Annotated in this window: 15 protein-coding genes; 4 read left to right on the top strand and 11 right to left on the bottom strand. The window is 56.0% G+C overall.

Annotation, left to right across the window (positions count from 1 at the left end; all coding sequences use genetic code 11):
• Positions 1–3: 3 nt before the first annotated feature.
• The 6 genes from V1572_RS03375 to V1572_RS03400 all read right to left on the bottom strand — a co-directional run bounded on the left by V1572_RS03375 (position 4) and on the right by V1572_RS03400 (position 7,335).
• The gene (locus tag V1572_RS03375; RefSeq protein ID WP_262805908.1) at positions 4–774 is read right to left on the bottom strand and encodes a glycosyltransferase family 2 protein; all 771 of its coding nucleotides are present in this window, start codon (positions 772–774) and stop codon (positions 4–6) included.
• Entirely contained in the window at positions 774–2,048 is a 1,275-nt protein-coding gene (gene waaA, locus V1572_RS03380) for a lipid IV(A) 3-deoxy-D-manno-octulosonic acid transferase (protein ID WP_024906625.1), read from the bottom strand. The genes V1572_RS03375 and waaA overlap by 1 nt, the downstream gene beginning before the upstream one ends.
• 156 nt (positions 2,049–2,204) lie before the next feature.
• Positions 2,205–3,839 (bottom strand): sulfatase-like hydrolase/transferase, encoded by a 1,635-nt coding sequence (locus V1572_RS03385; protein WP_262805909.1) that lies wholly within the window; start codon positions 3,837–3,839, stop codon positions 2,205–2,207.
• A gap of 18 nt (positions 3,840–3,857) precedes the next feature.
• Positions 3,858–4,829, bottom strand: coding sequence for a glycosyltransferase family 1 protein (locus tag V1572_RS03390; protein WP_262766212.1), 972 nt, complete (start codon positions 4,827–4,829; stop codon positions 3,858–3,860).
• A gap of 8 nt (positions 4,830–4,837) precedes the next feature.
• Entirely contained in the window at positions 4,838–5,821 is a 984-nt protein-coding gene (locus V1572_RS03395; protein ID WP_045907911.1) for a glycosyltransferase, read from the bottom strand.
• A 143-nt stretch (positions 5,822–5,964) separates the two neighbouring features.
• Positions 5,965–7,335, bottom strand: coding sequence for an O-antigen ligase (locus tag V1572_RS03400; RefSeq protein ID WP_069720513.1), 1,371 nt, complete (start codon positions 7,333–7,335; stop codon positions 5,965–5,967).
• 230 nt (positions 7,336–7,565) lie between these two features.
• Here V1572_RS03400 and V1572_RS03405 point away from each other — a divergent pair, with 230 nt between their 5' ends.
• A complete protein-coding gene (locus V1572_RS03405; protein WP_395299699.1) occupies positions 7,566–8,669 on the top strand; it encodes a glycosyltransferase family 4 protein in 1,104 nt (367 codons plus the stop codon).
• On the opposite strand, the gene V1572_RS03410 is transcribed toward V1572_RS03405, so the two are convergent.
• Genes V1572_RS03410 through rfaD form a run of 5 tightly spaced genes read right to left on the bottom strand, consistent with a single transcriptional unit; the run spans position 8,648 to position 13,827 of the window.
• Positions 8,648–9,757, bottom strand: coding sequence for a glycosyltransferase family 4 protein (locus V1572_RS03410; protein ID WP_252074044.1), 1,110 nt, complete (start codon positions 9,755–9,757; stop codon positions 8,648–8,650). The two genes, V1572_RS03405 and V1572_RS03410, sit on opposite strands and share 22 nt — an antisense overlap.
• On the bottom strand, positions 9,754–10,863 hold the full coding sequence (rfaQ, locus tag V1572_RS03415; protein WP_395299700.1) for a putative lipopolysaccharide heptosyltransferase III: 1,110 nt from the start codon (positions 10,861–10,863) through the stop codon (positions 9,754–9,756). The genes V1572_RS03410 and rfaQ overlap by 4 nt, the downstream gene beginning before the upstream one ends.
• A complete protein-coding gene (gene rfaC, locus V1572_RS03420) occupies positions 10,856–11,842 on the bottom strand; it encodes a lipopolysaccharide heptosyltransferase RfaC (RefSeq protein ID WP_111967655.1) in 987 nt (328 codons plus the stop codon). Before rfaC ends, rfaQ begins: the two co-directional genes overlap by 8 nt.
• A gap of 3 nt (positions 11,843–11,845) precedes the next feature.
• The gene (gene rfaF / locus V1572_RS03425) at positions 11,846–12,892 is read right to left on the bottom strand and encodes an ADP-heptose--LPS heptosyltransferase RfaF (protein ID WP_045907906.1); all 1,047 of its coding nucleotides are present in this window, start codon (positions 12,890–12,892) and stop codon (positions 11,846–11,848) included.
• 2 nt (positions 12,893–12,894) lie between these two features.
• Entirely contained in the window at positions 12,895–13,827 is a 933-nt protein-coding gene (gene rfaD / locus V1572_RS03430; protein ID WP_008502707.1) for an ADP-glyceromanno-heptose 6-epimerase, read from the bottom strand.
• A 215-nt stretch (positions 13,828–14,042) separates the two neighbouring features.
• Here rfaD and kbl point away from each other — a divergent pair, with 215 nt between their 5' ends.
• The 3 genes from kbl to V1572_RS03445 all read left to right on the top strand — a co-directional run bounded on the left by kbl (position 14,043) and on the right by V1572_RS03445 (position 17,217).
• Complete coding sequence (gene kbl / locus V1572_RS03435) at positions 14,043–15,239, top strand: glycine C-acetyltransferase (protein ID WP_048028122.1); 1,197 nt, start codon at positions 14,043–14,045, stop codon at positions 15,237–15,239.
• 9 nt (positions 15,240–15,248) lie between these two features.
• Complete coding sequence (tdh, locus tag V1572_RS03440; RefSeq protein ID WP_024906616.1) at positions 15,249–16,274, top strand: L-threonine 3-dehydrogenase; 1,026 nt, start codon at positions 15,249–15,251, stop codon at positions 16,272–16,274.
• Positions 16,275–16,416: 142 nt separating this feature from the next.
• Positions 16,417–17,217 (top strand): glycosyltransferase family 2 protein, encoded by an 801-nt coding sequence (locus V1572_RS03445; protein WP_045907904.1) that lies wholly within the window; start codon positions 16,417–16,419, stop codon positions 17,215–17,217.
• The last annotated feature ends 10 nt before the right edge of the window (positions 17,218–17,227 follow it).

Genomic DNA, 17,227 nt, shown 5'->3' on the forward strand with positions numbered 1-17,227 from the left:
GGCTCACGTTTTCTCTGAGTAGCCGCGGCAGAGCGCCCACAGCTCGGTGTATTTGTTGAAAGTATACTGGGCATTCACTACCGCGAGTAACCAGCCCTGCTTACCGTCCAGCACTCCACCACGCAGCAGCAGCGTTTTCAGGAACGCGCCCAGCGTGTGGGTGAAGATACCGGTCAGTGAGGCCTTCTTGCCGCGCTGGTGGCGCTCCTGCGCCCAAGCCGTGGCATAGTTGAGCTGTTTACGCTGGAAGCTCGCGAAATCCCGGCAGGTCAGGTGCAACAAATCGCCCGTCAGAGGGATGATCCGGGCGTTGTCGCAGCTCAGGGATTCATGCACAAGATTGTCGTTGTACTGATAGCGCTCGCGCTCGTAAAGGCGCGTCACGCGGTCTGGATACCAGCCGCTGTGGCGCATAAATCGGCCAAGGAAATAGTTACGACGGGCAATGCTGTATACAGCACCAGGCTGAGGCGAGGAAAGCACCGCCTGAATGGCCTGCTGAAGTTCTGGCGTAATACGTTCGTCAGTATCGAGCATCAGGACATAATCACCGGTGGCAAACCCCTGCGCGCGCTGGCGCTGGATGCCATAGCCTTGCCAGTCAGCGTCGGTAAACACCTTTGCACCCGCTGCCCGGGCAATGTCCGCCGTGTTGTCCGTACTTCCGGAGTCAAGAATGACTATCTCGTCAGCCCAGGCAACTGATGCCAGGCAGTCCGGAAGCAGGTCGGCGGCGTTTTTGGCGATCATCACGACCGACAGACGCGTTGACATTAGTGGCTCCGCTGGGGCAGGTAAGGTTGCAGAAGTTGCAGCAGACGGGTCAGGGCGCCCTGGTTCTGATGCAGCACTTCAACGGCATGACGCCCGTACCACAGGCGATAATCTTCATCAGTCAGAAGGGTCGATACCTCTTTGACTACCGAATCCGCATCGGTCACGGTAATTAAACCATCGGCCTGCTGTAATTTCGCGCAGATATCTTTGAAGTTAAACGTATGTGGCCCCATCAGCACCGGAATGGCGTGGGCGGCCGGCTCGAGCGGGTTATGACCGCCGCGCTCGACCAGGCTGCCGCCGACAAACGCGAGGTCAGCAATGCCGTACAGCAGCATCAGCTCGCCCATCGTATCGCCAATCACCACCTGGGTGCTGCCAGACGGGATCTCCCCGCTGCTGCGCAGCGTGAAGCTGAAACCGCCTTTCTGCACCATTTCACGGGCATCTTTAAAACGTTCCGGATGGCGGGGCACGAGGATCAGCAGTAAATCAGGGAAGCTTTCCAGCAGCTTACGGTGCGCCTGCAGGATAATCTCTTCTTCACCGTCATGGGTACTGGTTGCAATCCAGACCTGACGACGTGGCGCCCACTGGCGACGCAGCGTGATCGCGCGGGCGGCGAGTTCCGGGGTAACCGAAATATCAAATTTCAGGCTGCCCGTCACTGCAAGCTGGTTGCGTTTGAGGCCCAGAGAGACAAAGCGTGCCGCATCTTCTTCATTCTGCGCGGCGATCAGCGTGATCTTGCTGAGCAGGCGGCGCATAAATTTACCCAGCTTGCCGTAACCTTTTGCCGAGCGCTCTGACAGGCGCGCGTTGGCAATCACCAGCGGAATTTTACGGGCATGTAGGGCGGAAATCATGTTCGGCCACAGTTCGGTTTCCATCACAATCACCAGCTTCGGGCGAACGGTATTCAGGAAACGATTCATGGCGCAGGGCAGGTCGTAAGGGAGATACACGTGATGAACGTCTTTGCCAAAAGCGGATAACGCGCGCTCCGAGCCGGTTGGCGTCATCGTCGTGACGGTGATCGGCAGCGACGGGTAGCGGTGACGCAGGGCGCGAACCAGCGGGATTGCCGCCAGCGTTTCACCGACAGAAACGGAATGCAGCAAAATACCGTCCGGCGCGACTTTATTGCGGCAGAAGCCATAGCGTTCAGCCCAGCGTTTACGATACGCAGGCGCTTTACGGCTACGAAGCAACAGTCTCAGCCACACCAGTGGCTGAATGATGTAGAGCAGAGCGGTATACAACAATTCCAAGCGATTATCCGTTTTTTTAGTTTCGGCGGGCAAATTCTAAGCATTTGAGCCGTCTAAAGCTATCTCTTTGGTGTTTTAAGACACCCATTTGGCTGCGTTACGCTCATTCGCCTGAAAAAAAACGGGCAATTTCTTGCCCGTTTCTTGTCTCACCGTTTAGCGCTCCGCTTCGGGGAGGGCGTTCAGATGGTAGGTTACGCGCTCCGAAAGCCCGCGAATGTCACCGCCAGTGATGAAGAAGCTGTCATCTTTTTGATTTGGATTACTGACGTCGTAGCCCAGCATCTTGTTGATGAGCGTTGCCACCTGATAATGGTTGAGCGGCATCTGCGGGCTGATCTCCTTCATGGCGTAAGCTGGATCGTTGCTGAAGTAGAGGAACGGTACCTGAGCAATTGGCATTTCTACAACCGAATGGCCAAACAGACCGTTATCGCCCACGCGTTCCCCGTGATCGGAGGTGATAAACACCAGCACCGGCAGTTTGGATTTTGCCAGCGCGGTGCGAATCGCGGACGCGAGTTCTTTGTCATACAGGCGGACTGCATCGTCATACTCATTTTTCTTCTGCGCCACATCATCACTCAGACGCGGTGTAGAGAACTTCGCGAAGCCCTGCGGGATATTACGCTCGTAAGGGATATGTGGAGCACGGCTGTTGAGCACCATCAGGAACGGTTTGTTCCAGTCCAGCGTTGCTTTCTCAACGGATGGCGTCAGAACAACGTCCGCGCCGACATCCGGTGCCGGGCGGATCTGGGTATCTTCCCACAGATCAATATCATGGATACCAATCCAGTTGCTCAGCCCTTCCAGTCCCTGGGCGGAGATAAAGGCGGTCTGATAACCCTGTTTCTTCGCGTTGGCGAAGATATTGGTGGATTTCGATTTATAGGCCCCGTAGTTATCCGGCTCGCGCAGATTATTCACCAGCATCGGGATGGCCACGCGGGTGGATACGGCGTTGGAGACAATCAGACGGCCCGTACCTTGATACTGCTGGAGCAGCGCTTTCAGCTCGGGCGTGGTATCGCGTTCGTAGCCCAGGGCGCTGACGTGGTGCGGGTTAAGGCTTTCACCTATCGCCAGAATGATCGAATATTTGCCCGCACGCGTATCCTTAACAGGTTTGACCTGGTAGGGATCGTAATGGGTCAGATTCTGGTTTTCTCCTGACATCGCTTCCGGGATCAGGCGTATGGCGCTGAAGCTCATCGCAGACAGGCCGTTACGCAGCAGGGAGTGCCGCAGGTCCGGGTTGAACTTGTACATCTGCCCGTCGACCGCTTTGTAGAACTGGCCGACAAACATCACGACGATGGCAAGCAGGCAAGGAAGCGCAATCCATTTGTGCCAAAGCGGCGCCAGACGACGCGCAAAGATCAGCGCAAACACGACCGCCACAATCATGATGGCAAAGTAGATGCCCAGTGAACCCAGGCTGTCGGTGATCCCACTGGCAATGTCTTTCGTTTCCACGAACGCCAGCCAGACTTCACTCGGGCCATAGAACTGACCGTAGAACTGGTAGTACACCGCTTCCGATATCTGAACGATAAACGTGACGGCCAGCAGCAGGCGAGTCAGGAAGAAACACGCACTGGCCGCGGCAAGCAGGGAGATGATCAGATACAGCGAAATATCACCGGATTTCGGCTGGTAGACATGATCTTTCAGCAGAATGATGATTTCTGAGAGCGAGAACAGCAGCAAGAATGCCAGCGTCAACCCCAGGGTGCGCAACAGATTGCTGCGTGGAGTGAACGAAGAGTGTGTCGTTGTTTTGAACATGGAAGGGCTCTATTCCGATCAGAACTTTTTAGTCAGCGGGCGAATGGCTTTACCAAAACCAAAGCGCAGTGCGCGAACTACCGTAGGACGATTGTGCAATCCTTTACGCCAGATATCCTCAAACAGGGCGTACCAGCGTGCGGCGACCGCTTCGCGGGAATAGACCTGTAGGCGTTTTTCACCCTGTTCGCGCATCTGACGATACAGTTCAGGGGAATTTTTAAGACGCATGATGGCATCGAAGGCTTCATCAGGGTTTTTGGCGATCAGGTAGTCCAGCTCGCTTTCGCGGATCGCGCGATAAGACGGCTCGTCATCGCAGACCATCACCGTTTTCCCCAGCCAGTTGTTAATGAGCTTGCTGGCAGGCTTACGCGCCAGTTTATGATCGTGTGATTTGCGGAAGCTGATGCATACGTCCACGTCCTGGTAGTTTGTCCAGTTATCGAACGAGATGCGTAGCTCGATACCTTGTTCGGCAAGGCGTTGCTTAAAGTTCCCTTCGCGGTATTGGTCCGGGAAACTGTCTACACGGCCGAAGAATGCGACGGTTTTGATTGTCTCGTCGTTGCGCTCACGCGGTTTTACGCCCGGCTGTGGCCAGTTAGGAATAAAGATACGCCCTGGGATGTTAGCAACTTCAGGGTTTTGTTCGACGACGTAATCCGCGCCGATAACCGGCGGACGATCGGCACGAGCAACAACGGTCACGCCGACCCAGGGTTTTACGCGGGAACCATAGTGATCGTTGTGCATCAGATTAATTGCGTCGGGGCGGCATTCAGTGCCCCATGAACATTCAATCTGACCGTTATAGTAATAGTTAAGGCTGAGCATCGTCTGAAATGTCCAGACGCCTCTTCCCCCACAGTAAAAACGATGCGGAATATCATCCGGATTGATTTTGTGATCAATCAGTTCCTGAAAATCGGCAAAATTCGTCGCGATAAACTCAGGGCGGGAAACAACATGCAGTTTAAGCTTGCTCATAATTCCACTCATTTGACGAGTTTTTTAAGACGGAAGTAGCGACGTCCCAGACGCCACCGTTGGCGGAAGCCGCGCGCATTTTGCCAAATCAGCGTCCAGATACCGCGATCGAAAAGCTCACGGGTGATCTCGCGTTTTTTGGCCATATCGTCAATGTTGTTAATGCTATGCAGGATCCCCAGACCCTCTTTGGCGATTTGCCAGCGGCAGGCGGGTACGCGTTTCACCTGTTCCGGATAGCGTTTGTTGATGGCGTCCAGCATCTCCAGAATCTTCATGTAATGGCGCGAAGAGCGCATGCGCGTGTCGTCCGTGCCTGGCGTATGGGAAACGGAAGCGGAATGGATCAGGTAATCGTAATAGACCTCATCAATATACTGCACGCGTCTGGCGGTGAGCAGCACTTCCGTAGTCCAGGGGATGTCCTGATGGCGCAGACCATGTTCAAAGCTGAAGCCCTGCTCTTTGATAAAGGCGTGTCGATAGATATTCAGCCATGTTACGTGCAGGAACTTGCGCGATTCGAGCGCCATCTGCAGCCAGGTCGGGCCGTCCAGCACGCCGGTTGACGCAAGTTTATCTGAAGGGAAAATCTTCTTCGACGGGCGTCCGTCATCATAAATATAGGTACCGTTGCAGGTCGCGACGTCCAACTGCCCGGCGAGTGCAATCTCCAGCAGGCGCGGATACATACCCGGATAGATAACGTCATCAATATCCGGGAACGCGACGTACTCGCCCGTAGCCACGGCCAGACCGGTATTACGGGCCGCAGAGACACCCCCATTAGGCTGGTCGATGACGTTAAAATGACTGAATTCACTGGCGTAGCGGGCGATGATATCTGCGGAGCCGTCAGTTGAGCCGTCATTAACGATAACAAGTTCCAGGCTGGGCAGATTCTGTTTCTTTATGCTGTCAAAAAAAGCGCTCAGGAAATTCTCGCCATTATAGACGGCGACAACGAGGCTTAATTGAGGCGTTCCAGACATGCTTACTCCGTAATTTAACGCGGTGAGATGCGGCTAACGAGCGATACAGCAATGTGCAATGGCTTTTCGACAGCCGGCAGGCAAAAGAGTTCTGATGGGTAACGTTGCGCCGATGCCTGTTATCATCGGCGCAATATACGCGATCAGGAGGTTGTTTCTGTCCGTTTAGCGGGTCGTAACGCGCACATTCCCACAAGTAACCCGGTTAACAGCATATATTGTTCCAGGTAGTGATCTTTCAGATTATGGTCAACCATGGTTCGGGAGAAGAAACCAACCGTAAACAGCAGCAGGAACATGCCTGCCATCATATTGCCATGGCGGAACTCGCGCCAGCCGATGTACCAGCAGCCTGCCAGCAGAATCAGCCAGCCTGCAATGCCCACGACCCCGTTCTGGATACCAAACTCAATCAGGCCGTAGTGGCTGTGTGGAATATCAATGCGATTGTCCTGCGTGTCGCGACGCAGCACATAACGGAAGGCCTCTTTGCGAGGTCCCATTCCTGCAGGATGTTCACCCACCAGTTTCCAGCCCTGATGGAAGAAACTCGCGCGACAGCCGTTGGAGTGGTTCATTGGACGACCGAGATCGTTAGTCGGTACTGTTCCGTTGGTTTTGTTATAGCAAAAACTGGTGAAAGGCGCGTTCCAGCCGGTTACGGCATCATCTTCCAGACTTTGCCAGCGCGGATCGGTTTTCCAGGAGGCATAGCCCAGAAGCGCAGAAGCGATAGTAATGCCCAAAAGAATGCCGCCTGTGAGCAACACCCGGCTGCGACGCATGCTGTGCAGGCTGAGCAGAATGAAGGTGGAGAACAGGCTGCCAACCAGGCCGATCGTTCCCCAGCGGGTATCGACTAATGCCGTGCAGACAAGGTTACACAGCAGCATAAAGGCGAGGAACGGTGTCTTCAGGCGTAAGAAACGCTGATGAAGCAGGCCGCGTGCAAGCAGTTCAGCGAGCAGGAAACCGGTGATCATATTGACCTGGAAGCTCATGCGCGTGCGGTTATAAACAATCCGCGTTTCGCCCCAGTGGATCACGCCGTCTCGCCAGTAAAGCCAGACGGTATCAAGGAGATGGATACAGACGACGCCCCAGAAAAAAAGGACGACGAGAGTAAAGAAACGGGCTGCCGATAAAGAGGGGAAGCGCTCCTGAATCACCGGTAATAACACCAGACCTGCACAGAAAAGCAATACCGGACGTAGCCACTGACCATCCCAGGTCGACACCATTTCTTTAATATCTGGCGCGACAAAAAAGCCGTTAATCAGGATAAAGAAGGTCAATGCCCAGAGCACAATAAGCACGAACTTAATTTTGTTTAAGTCCAGCGCTTTTCTCGCCACTGAGGAGCTAAAGAAAAGACCGAGCGCCACCACAATATTAGGATAAATCAGTCCATTACGATGAAAAGGTAGCTGATCGTTTGGGATTGGCCAGATAAAACATAAAGCCAGTACAGACAGTACTAAAAGACCTGTCAGGATGTTACGAGTATTTGTCATAATTTTGGTACTGGTAAAGGATCTCGGCGTTAATACCGGTTAGTTAACAATGCCATACGCAGATTCCACTGATTTTGAGTGGAATAAAAGCCTGAGAAAATTACCACATAAGCCATAACTACAGAAGGACAATGTTTGTAAGCAAGATTAATCCGCCTGTGCATTATCGTAATACCCACGTATATAATCGGCAGCCTGGACAGCGGTTTCAGCTAAACGACAGGAAATATATGCACATTGTTCACACTGAAGCAGACGGCGGCAAAGGCGGGCAGCCTCTGCGCATTATCAACGAATCGCTTGGGATGATTCAGCGTGGCCATCAGGTGACTCTCCTTTGTCCGGAAACTGCGCCGCTCCACGCGCTGGCACGCAGTGCCGGTCTGACGGTGGTCACGATGCCGTTGAAGCGTAAGAACCTTAAAAACCTGCAGCTGCTGCGTCGCTGGCTGAAGGATAACCGTCAGTCGATTGACGTCATCAATAGCCATAACTCTGTCGATACCTGGCTGGTGGCGCTGGCGAATCTGACGCTCTCCAACCCCGTACCACTGGTGAGAACCCGTCATGCGTCCGGCGTTCCGCGTAACAACTGGACGACACGCTGGCTGTTCCGCACCGCCTGCGCGCACATCGTGACTACCGGGGAGGCGCTGCGCCATCAGGTGGCAAATATCGGCGTGCCGATGTCCCAGAGTACGTCGGTGCCAAGCGGTGTCGATACGCAGCGTTTCCATCCGGGAGATAAGCACCAGGCCCGGGTTCATTGTGGTTTGTCGCAGGACGATTTCTGGCTGGGCGTGGTATCGCATTTGCGCCCGAACAAAGGCCATAGCGTACTGCTGCGCGCCCTGGCGAAAATCGACAATCCACACATCAAGCTGGCGATTGTTGGCGAAGGCCCGCACAAGGCGACGCTGAAACAGGAAATCGCCGCGCTGGGATTACAGCAGCGCGTGGTCATGGCGGGACATCAACCCGATCCGGAACGCTGGTTTCCGGCCTTTGATATTGCGCTGAGTCCTTCGCATGATATGGAAGGTGTGCCGCAGGGCGTCCTGCAATCGTTAGCCACCCGTATTGCCACCATTGCGACGGATGCCGGTGGAACGGGGGATGCGGTAATTAACGGGCAGACGGGATTGTTGGTCGCCCAGCGCGACGAAAACGCACTGCGCGATGCCATAATGAAACTCTATGCCGACTCAGCCCTTCGCGAGACGCTCGCGCAACAGGGGTATGACTACCTGAGCACGCACTTTACCCGCGAATGTATGCTGGACGCGATGGAGAAGGTCTTCTCCGATGCCGCTCAGCGCAGTAAATCGCGATAAAGCGCCTGTAGCTCTCGGGCCATTCTGTCCAGGGTGAAAGGTTCCGCAGTCGCACGCGCGGCAGCGGCGTAATCGACACCCTGTTCACGGCCTTTTAGCCACAGCGAGATGGCCTGCTGGTAACCTTCGCTGTCCAGCGCATCGCGTACCCAGCCGTTTTGACCCTCGGTTATCCACTCCGCCGCGCCACAACCGTGGCTGGTGAGCAGTGGCAAACCACAGGCCAGGGCTTCCACACAGACGTTCGGGAAGGGATCGTAGAGCGTCGGCAGGATAAGGGCATCAGCCGTGCCATACACTTCACGCACGTTGGCTACGGGGCCCAGGAACGTCACTCGAGAGGAAATTCCCAGCGCCTGCGCCAGCTTTTCGAACTTCCGCGCATGTTTATCGCGGCCGGCAATCAGCAGCCAGACGTCAGGATGCGCCACAATAGCGCGCAGCGCGGTGGCGACGCCTTTGCGGCTGAAGCCTGACCCAACATACGCCAGTACCGGTGCGTTAGGGGGAATACCCAGTGCATCACGCTGCGAAAGGGCGCGGACCTCAGGACTAAACTGAACGGTGTCTACGCCGTTGTAGATCACCGTCAGCTTGTCTTCCGACAGTCCGAAACGACGGGCGATATCATCGCGAACCATCTTCGAATTACAGATCACCTTGCGCAGCTGCGGATGGGTAAACATCTGCGCCTCGGCCTGCAGAATGTAACGGTGATAACGGCTCAGAGACTGCGCCCAACGCGCCAGAGGCGACAGAATACGACCATATTGCTCAAGCCAGGTGGCGTGAACACCGTCGCCCGCCCGGAAGATGGTGGCGCCCGGTATGCGTTCGTGGCTTTGCACAATATCAAACTGCGTAAAATGCGCGGCGGCTTCGACGGCAAAACCGGATTCACGCGCGATGCGATTGCGAAACGGCGGATTGACCGTCAACGTTTTCCAGCCTGCGGCATCCTCCCACTGGCGAGCAATCAGCGTGACATCAAGGGAGGTATCCTGCGCCAGCACGTTCAGCGCACGTGAGACAAAACGCTCTGCGCCACCGTTGGGGTTGTAGGTCTGTCGAACAATGGCCAGCTTCATGCAGGGGTTTCCGTTTCCAGAAGCATCGTATCGATTGCGCTCAGCACCTGCTGTGGGGTAATGGCCGTAATGCAGTCTGAGACACCGCTGTCTCCGCAGCCCGCTTTGCCGCACGGCTGGCAGGTAAACCCGGCCACAATCACACGATAATTTACCCCCCACGGCGCCCATTTGATGGCGCCGGTAGGGCCAAAGATAGCGACGGTCGGCGTACCGACGGCGCTTGCAAGGTGCATCGGCATGGAATCCACGCCAAAGTACACCCGGGCGTGCTTCATGAGCGCACCCAGCTCTTTCAGGTTCAGCTGACCGCTTAAATCAAAGACCGGCTGGGTGAGGGCTGCGCGCAGCTCATCCATGTAGGCCTTCTCTTCTTTTGACGGTGCGGCGGAAAGGACGATCGGCAGGCCGCGCGCCGCCAGGTTATCAATGGTCGCTGCCAGTTTTTTGATTTCCCAGGCCTTAAACATCCAGCGCGAGGTCGGGTGAACCAGAATGTAGGACTTACTCGTGAGCCCAAACCCGGCCAGTTTTTCGGCCACAGAGGCTTCTGCCGCGTCACCAGGCACAAAAAGCGTATGCTTGTCTTCGTCGGACTGCGGATGAATACCGATTCGGCGCAGGGCATCCAGATTGACTTCCACCATATGGCGGCTGTTGTCCTGAATGGCCGGGTAGAGCGTGGTGAACGATTTCACCCAGCGACGACGTGCCAGGCCCCCGCGTTTATCCGGCTTAAAGCCGACGGAGACGCGCGGTTTCAGGCGACGCGCCAGACGCGCGCCGTGCCAGTGTTCGGTCAGATTAATCAGCACGTCATACTGACGGCCTTTCAGGGTATTCAGCAGGGCGCGGTAGAGGCGAAATTGTTCAAACCAGCCCTTCTTGCGCCAGTTGCGCCCAATAGTATGCACCTGGTCGATATGCGGATGGCTGGTCAGCATCGCCTGGGTATCGTCATAAACCAGCGCATCGACTTCCACGTTCGGCCAGTTCTTTTTCAGCACGGTAAACACCGGCGAGGTAAGCAGAACGTCACCGTGGTGACGCAGCTTAATAATCAGCACGCGCTTTGGCGGGCGCTCCGCTGAGAAAAAATCAGACATAGGCTCTCTCTGCTGCCAGCAAAGGCTCTAATTGCGCAAATACCGCAGCGGCGCTGAGATCGCTCAACTGCGATGAGTGTTCCGGGCGGCAGATATACTGATTTTTTCCATAGCCGCCGATCAGGCCCGGGTCCGTTGGGCCGTAAAGCGTGATGTTAGGTCGGTCCAGCGCCGCCGTCAGGTGGCTGAGGCCCGTATCCACAGAAACCACAGCCGTAGCGCCTGCCAGCGCCTGAGCGACGCCGTCAAGTTTCATGCGCGGCAGAACGTCCACGTAATCAAACCCTTCTGCCAGACGTTTGGCCCGTGCCTCTTCGTGCGGTGCACCCCACGGGAGTTTGATACGCAGCCCCGCGCTTGCCAGCAGGCCGATCAGTTCGCGCCAGTGCGCTTCCGGCCAGTGCTTGTCATCGCGGGTTGTCGCGTGAAGGAAAATCAGATAAGGATCGCTTTTCTGCGATGAGGTGTGCAGGAAATGCCGGGAAATCGCATAGTCGCCCTGGGTTTCCGGTTTCGCATAGCCCAGGCTTTTGGCAAACAGCTCTCGGGTACGTTCCACCGCGTGCTGTTGCTTCGCGATGTGATGGCGGCGGTTATAAAACAGGCTCGCCAGCGGTTCTCGGGCGCTGTGCCAGTCCATCCCGTGCTTTACGCCGTGTGCCAGACGCGTTACCAGCGCGGCGCTTTTGACCAGCCCCTGTGCGTCAATGATGGCGTCGTAATGCTGTGCCCGCACCGCCTCGCGGAAGGCTTTGCGTTCGGCTTTAATCGGCGCGGAGAACCACGCTTTGCGCCAGCGGCGAATCGCCACCGGGATCACGCGGTCAACCGCTTCATGCCAGGTGGGGATCTGCGCGAAGCCTTCTTCCACCACCCAGTCAAAACGAATGCCGGGGATGGCCCGCATGGCGTCCGTCAGCGACGGCAGCGTATGCAGAACATCACCCATCGAAGAAGTTTTAACGATCAATACCCGCATTCGTTATCCTTCTTCGCTCAACAGCAGTGCGTTGAGTTCTTCGAGCACGCGCGCTGGCGTAATGTCGATCAGGCTCTGATGATAGCCTTCTGCGGCATCGCCTTTGCGCACCTTGTGGTAGCCGGTGATCAGGCGGATGACGCGCGCTTTATGGGAAAGCGGAGGCGTGAAGTCCGGGCTGCTTGGGCCATACAGCGCGACCAGCGGGCGGTTGAGTGCAGCGGCGACGTGCATCAGGCCTGAATCGTTGGTGACCACGGCGTGACAGGCGGCAATCAGAATAACGGCCTGTTCAAGCTGCGTTTCTCCCGCCAGGTTGCGGCACCAGGCCTGCTGTTCATTACTGAGTGTGGCGAGAATTTCGTTGCCCGCCTCGTGGTCTTTTGCCGAACCGAACAGGACAATCTGGTAGCCTTCGTCGATCAGCTGTTTCGCCAGCTCCGCATAGTGGTAGTGCGGCCAGCGTTTTGCCGGACCGAACTCGGCGCCAGGGCAGAAGCCAATCATCGGGCGTTCAGACGAAAGGCCAAACGCGCTGCAGGTCTGGGATTTTTCACCGTCGTTAACCTGAAGCTGGGGCCAGAGCAGCGGCTGCGGCAGGTCTTTCGCACTGCGCATCACGCCTTTGTCATAGGCCAGCGCCACGTAGCGCTCCACCATTAATGGCCAGGCCGCTTTATCCAGCACCCGCGCATCGTTCAGCAGACCGTAGCGCATTTCGCCGCGCCAGCCGGTGCGATGCGGGATGCCCGCAAAGAAGGGCACCAGCGCGGATTTAAAGGAGTTGGGCAGGACATACGCACGATCGTACCGCTTTTCGCGCAGGCTATGGCCGAGCTTGCGGCGCTCGCCAATCTCCAGCGCCCCGTGGCCGAGCGGCATCGGGATCGCTTCATTCACTTCCGGCATACGCGATAACAGCGGACGGCACCACGCGGGTGCCATCACGTCGATTATCGCCTGGGGATAACGCGCCTTGAGCGTGCGATAGAGACTTTGCGACATCATCATGTCGCCCACCCATGACGGGCCGATCACCAGAATTCTCATACTTACGCGTCGCGGTTCAGCCAGGCCATATATTCCGTTACGCCTTCGGCAACGGTCTTGAACGGCTTGTCATAACCTGCGGCGCGCAGGTTAGTCAGATCGGCCTGCGTGAACGCCTGGTAACGGCCTTTCAGCTTATCAGGGAACGGAATGTACTCGATGCTGCCTTTTTTATGGTACGCCAGCGTGGCGTCAGCCACCGCCTGGAAGGACTCTGCGCGGCCGGTACCGAGGTTGAAGATGCCTGAAACGCCGTTTTCCCAGAACCACAGGTTTACGGCGGCCACGTCACCCACGTAGACGAAGTCACGCTTAAAGCCGTCGCTGCCTTCGAACAGTTTTGGACTTTCACCGTTATTCAACTGGGTGTTCAGGTGGAACGCCACGCTCGCCATGCTGCCTTTGTGGCCTTCGCGCGGTCCGTAGACGTTGAAGTAGCGGAAACCGACGATCTGCGAGTTCGCTTCTGGCAGTACCTGACGCACGTACTCGTCGAACAGGAACTTGGAGTAACCGTAGACGTTCAGCGGCTGCTCATATTCGCGGGACTCGATGAAGTCCGAGGTGCGCCCGCCGTAGGTGGCAGCAGAAGAGGCATACAGGAACGGAATTTCACGCTCCAGGCAGTAATGCAGGATCTCTTTGGAGTACTGATAGTTATTGTCCATCATGTACTTGCCGTCCCACTCGGTAGTGGACGAGCAGGCACCTTCATGAAAGATGGCTTCGATCTCGCCGAACTCTTCACCTGCCATAATCTGGATAAGGAAGTCTTCTTTATCCATGTAGTCAGCGATGTTCAGATCCACCAGGTTAACGAACTTGGTGCCGTCTTTCAGGTTGTCAACCACCAGGATGTCGGTGATGCCTTTGTCATTGAGAGCCTTAACAATATTGCTGCCGATAAAGCCTGCGCCGCCGGTAACGATGATCATAACTGTAACCTTTGAAGTGTGGAGCCCGGGGACAATCCCGGACGCTAATGTTTCTATCATATCATTAGTATGGCTGCCCTTCAGCCATTCACCGACATAGCGCAAGGGTACACGTGATTTATGCTGCAAAAACGACAAGAGATGACGTGTCATCTCGTCATGAACTATAGGTTTGGGTAATATGTCCCGAAATTTGCCGAGTCTGGAGAATTGCAATGCGTGGTGATTTTTACAAACAGTTAAACAGCGACCTCGAGACCGCACGTGCGGAAGGGTTGTTCAAGGAAGAGCGTATTATCACGTCTGCCCAGCAGGCGGACATCACCGTTGCCGACGGCAGCCATGTGATCAACTTTTGTGCGAACAACTACTTAGGTCTTGCGAATCACCCTGAGCTGATTGCCGCTGCCAAAAACGGCATGGATACCCACGGCTTCGGCATGGCCTCCGTACGCTTTATCTGCGGAACCCAGGACAGCCATAAGCAGCTTGAGCAAAAGCTGGCAACCTTCCTCGGAATGGAAGATGCGATTCTGTACTCCTCCTGCTTTGACGCCAACGGCGGCCTGTTTGAGACCCTGCTCGGCGCAGAAGATGCCATTATCTCCGACGCCCTGAACCATGCGTCCATCATTGACGGCGTGCGCCTGTGCAAAGCGAAGCGTTTCCGCTACGCCAACAACGACATGGTTGAGCTGGAAGCGCGCCTGAAAGAGGCCCGTGAAGCGGGCGCTCGCCATGTGCTGATCGCCACCGACGGCGTGTTCTCCATGGACGGCGTGATCGCCAACCTGAAGGGCGTATGTGACCTGGCAGATAAATATGACGCGCTGGTGATGGTCGATGACTCTCACGCGGTGGGCTTTGTCGGCGAAAACGGCCGGGGCTCCCACGAATACTGCGACGTCATGGGCCGCGTGGACATCATCACCGGTACGCTTGGCAAAGCGCTCGGCGGCGCATCCGGCGGCTATACCGCTGCGCGCAAAGAGGTGGTTGAGTGGCTGCGTCAGCGCTCCCGTCCGTATCTGTTCTCCAACTCCCTGGCGCCGGCGATTGTTGCCGCTTCTATCAAAGTGCTGGAGATGGTGGAGTCCGGTGCCGGGCTGCGCGACCGTCTGTGGTCTAACGCCCGTCTGTTCCGTGAAAAAATGAGCGCAGCAGGGTTCACCCTGGCCGGTGCCGATCATGCGATCATTCCGGTGATGCTGGGCGATGCGGTCGTGGCGCAGCAATTTGCCCGCGAACTGCAGAAAGAAGGGATTTACGTCACCGGGTTCTTCTTCCCGGTGGTGCCAAAAGGTCAGGCGCGTATCCGCACCCAGATGTCTGCGGCGCATACGCCTGAACAAATTGAACGTGCGGTGGAAGCCTTTACCCGCATCGGTAAACAGCTGGGCGTCATTGCCTGAGGACGTGTGATGAAAGCGTTATCCAAACTGAAAGCGGAAGAAGGGATTTGGATGACCGACGTGCCGGAACCGGAAGTCGGTCATAACGATCTGCTGATCAAAATTCGTAAAACAGCTATCTGCGGTACTGACGTTCACATCTACAACTGGGACCAGTGGTCGCAGAAAACCATTCCTGTACCGATGGTTGTCGGTCACGAATATGTCGGTGAAGTGGTGGGTATCGGCCAGGAAGTGAAAGGCTTCAAAATCGGCGACCGCGTTTCCGGTGAAGGTCATATTACCTGCGGCCACTGCCGTAACTGCCGCGGTGGGCGTACGCACCTGTGCCGCAATACCATCGGCGTGGGCGTAAACCGTCCGGGCTGCTTCGCGGAATACCTGGTGATACCGGCCTTTAACGCGTTCAAAATTCCGGACAATATCTCTGACGATCTGGCCTCCATCTTCGACCCGTTCGGCAACGCGGTACACACGGCGCTCTCCTTCGATCTGGTGGGTGAAGACGTGCTGGTCTCCGGTGCGGGCCCAATCGGCATTATGGCCGCTGCCGTGGCGAAGCACGTGGGTGCACGCAACGTTGTGATCACCGACGTGAACGAATACCGTCTGTCGCTGGCGCGCAAAATGGGCGTCACCCGCGCGGTGGATGTCTCGAAAGAGAGCCTGACCGACGTGATGGAAGAGCTGGGCATGACCGAGGGCTTCGACGTGGGTCTGGAGATGTCCGGCGCGCCGCCGGCGTTCCGCACCATGCTCGACACCATGAACCACGGTGGCCGTATCGCGATGCTGGGTATCCCGCCGTCGGATATGTCCATCGACTGGAACAAAGTGATCTTCAAAGGGCTGTTCATCAAGGGTATCTACGGCCGCGAGATGTTCGAGACCTGGTACAAGATGGCGGCGCTGATCCAGTCAGGTCTGGATCTGTCCCCGATTATTACTCACCGTTTCTCCATCGATGAGTTCCAGCAGGGCTTTGACGCGATGCGTTCCGGCCAGTCAGGGAAAGTGATCCTGAGCTGGGAGTAACAGAGAAAGCGCCTTCGGGCGCTTTTTTTACGACCTCTTCACGTTTCTTACATCCGCAATCAGATTATTTCGATTTTTCCTTCGCTTTTTTACCCGCACACTTATAAAGTTTGTTGATTATCCGTTTAAGTTTACAGCGCCTATGTTCAAGCTTACCGTTTGTTTATTGACCTGTAATTCTGCGCGTTTGCTGCGCGAGGTGATTCCTCCGCTGCTGACGGTGGCAGATGAAATTGTCGTTCTGGATTCCGGCAGTACGGATGCCACTCTTTCTATTTGCCGCGAGTACGGGCTCTCCCTTCATCATCACCCTTATGCTATGCATGGCGTGCAGATGAACCATGCGATCGATCTGGCGAGCAATGACTGGGTGCTTTGCATGGATAGCGACGAGATTCTGGACGCGGAGACTGTCGACTTTATTCTGACCCTGAAAGCCGGGGATGAACCTTCCGCCGATCGCGCCTGGCGTATCGCCCGGTACTGGCACGTGCTGGGTGAGGAGGTGCGTACAATCTACCCTGTTTCCTCTCCTGATTTCCCGGTGCGGCTGTTCAATCGTACCCAGGCTCGCTTCAACCAACGACCCGTGGATGACAAAGTTGAAGGCAAGATTGTCGCCATGAAAATGCCGGGGCGGGTGCGTCACGACACGTTTTATAACCTTCATGAAGTGTTCAACAAGCTCAACAGCTACACCACCCGGCTGGTGAAGTACCAGCCGGCTCGCCCTTCGATCGGACGCGGCATCATCAGCGCCATCGGGGCGTTCTTCAAATGGTATCTGTTCAGCGGAGCCTGGCGTCAGGGCAAGGTTGGGGTCGTGACGGGTCTGTATGCTACAGCCTACAGCTTTTTGAAGTATTTCAAATCCTGGTATCAGCATCAGGAGAAAAAAGAGCCCGTTGCGAATGAGCAGACGGACTCTCAGATTGCGAAATAAGCGTCAGGCG

The organism is Enterobacter quasiroggenkampii (genome assembly GCF_043972695.1).
Lineage (GTDB): Bacteria > Pseudomonadota > Gammaproteobacteria > Enterobacterales > Enterobacteriaceae > Enterobacter > Enterobacter quasiroggenkampii.

Bases quoted from the DNA above. Each gene is read 5' to 3' on its own strand.
- V1572_RS03375 (WP_262805908.1), bottom strand. From the start codon at position 774: ATGTCAACGCGTCTGTCGGTCGTGATGATCGCCAAAAACGCCGCCGAC.
- V1572_RS03385 (WP_262805909.1), bottom strand. From the start codon at position 3,839: ATGTTCAAAACAACGACACACTCTTCGTTCACTCCACGCAGCAATCTG.
- V1572_RS03390 (WP_262766212.1), bottom strand. From the start codon at position 4,829: ATGAGCAAGCTTAAACTGCATGTTGTTTCCCGCCCTGAGTTTATCGCG.
- V1572_RS03395 (WP_045907911.1), bottom strand. From the start codon at position 5,821: ATGTCTGGAACGCCTCAATTAAGCCTCGTTGTCGCCGTCTATAATGGC.
- V1572_RS03400 (WP_069720513.1), bottom strand. From the start codon at position 7,335: ATGACAAATACTCGTAACATCCTGACAGGTCTTTTAGTACTGTCTGTA.
- V1572_RS03405 (WP_395299699.1), top strand. From the start codon at position 7,566: ATGCACATTGTTCACACTGAAGCAGACGGCGGCAAAGGCGGGCAGCCT.
- V1572_RS03410 (WP_252074044.1), bottom strand. From the start codon at position 9,757: ATGAAGCTGGCCATTGTTCGACAGACCTACAACCCCAACGGTGGCGCA.
- rfaQ (WP_395299700.1), bottom strand. From the start codon at position 10,863: ATGTCTGATTTTTTCTCAGCGGAGCGCCCGCCAAAGCGCGTGCTGATT.
- rfaC (WP_111967655.1), bottom strand. From the start codon at position 11,842: ATGCGGGTATTGATCGTTAAAACTTCTTCGATGGGTGATGTTCTGCAT.
- rfaF (WP_045907906.1), bottom strand. From the start codon at position 12,892: ATGAGAATTCTGGTGATCGGCCCGTCATGGGTGGGCGACATGATGATG.
- rfaD (WP_008502707.1), bottom strand. From the start codon at position 13,827: ATGATCATCGTTACCGGCGGCGCAGGCTTTATCGGCAGCAATATTGTT.
- kbl (WP_048028122.1), top strand. From the start codon at position 14,043: ATGCGTGGTGATTTTTACAAACAGTTAAACAGCGACCTCGAGACCGCA.
- tdh (WP_024906616.1), top strand. From the start codon at position 15,249: ATGAAAGCGTTATCCAAACTGAAAGCGGAAGAAGGGATTTGGATGACC.
- V1572_RS03445 (WP_045907904.1), top strand. From the start codon at position 16,417: ATGTTCAAGCTTACCGTTTGTTTATTGACCTGTAATTCTGCGCGTTTG.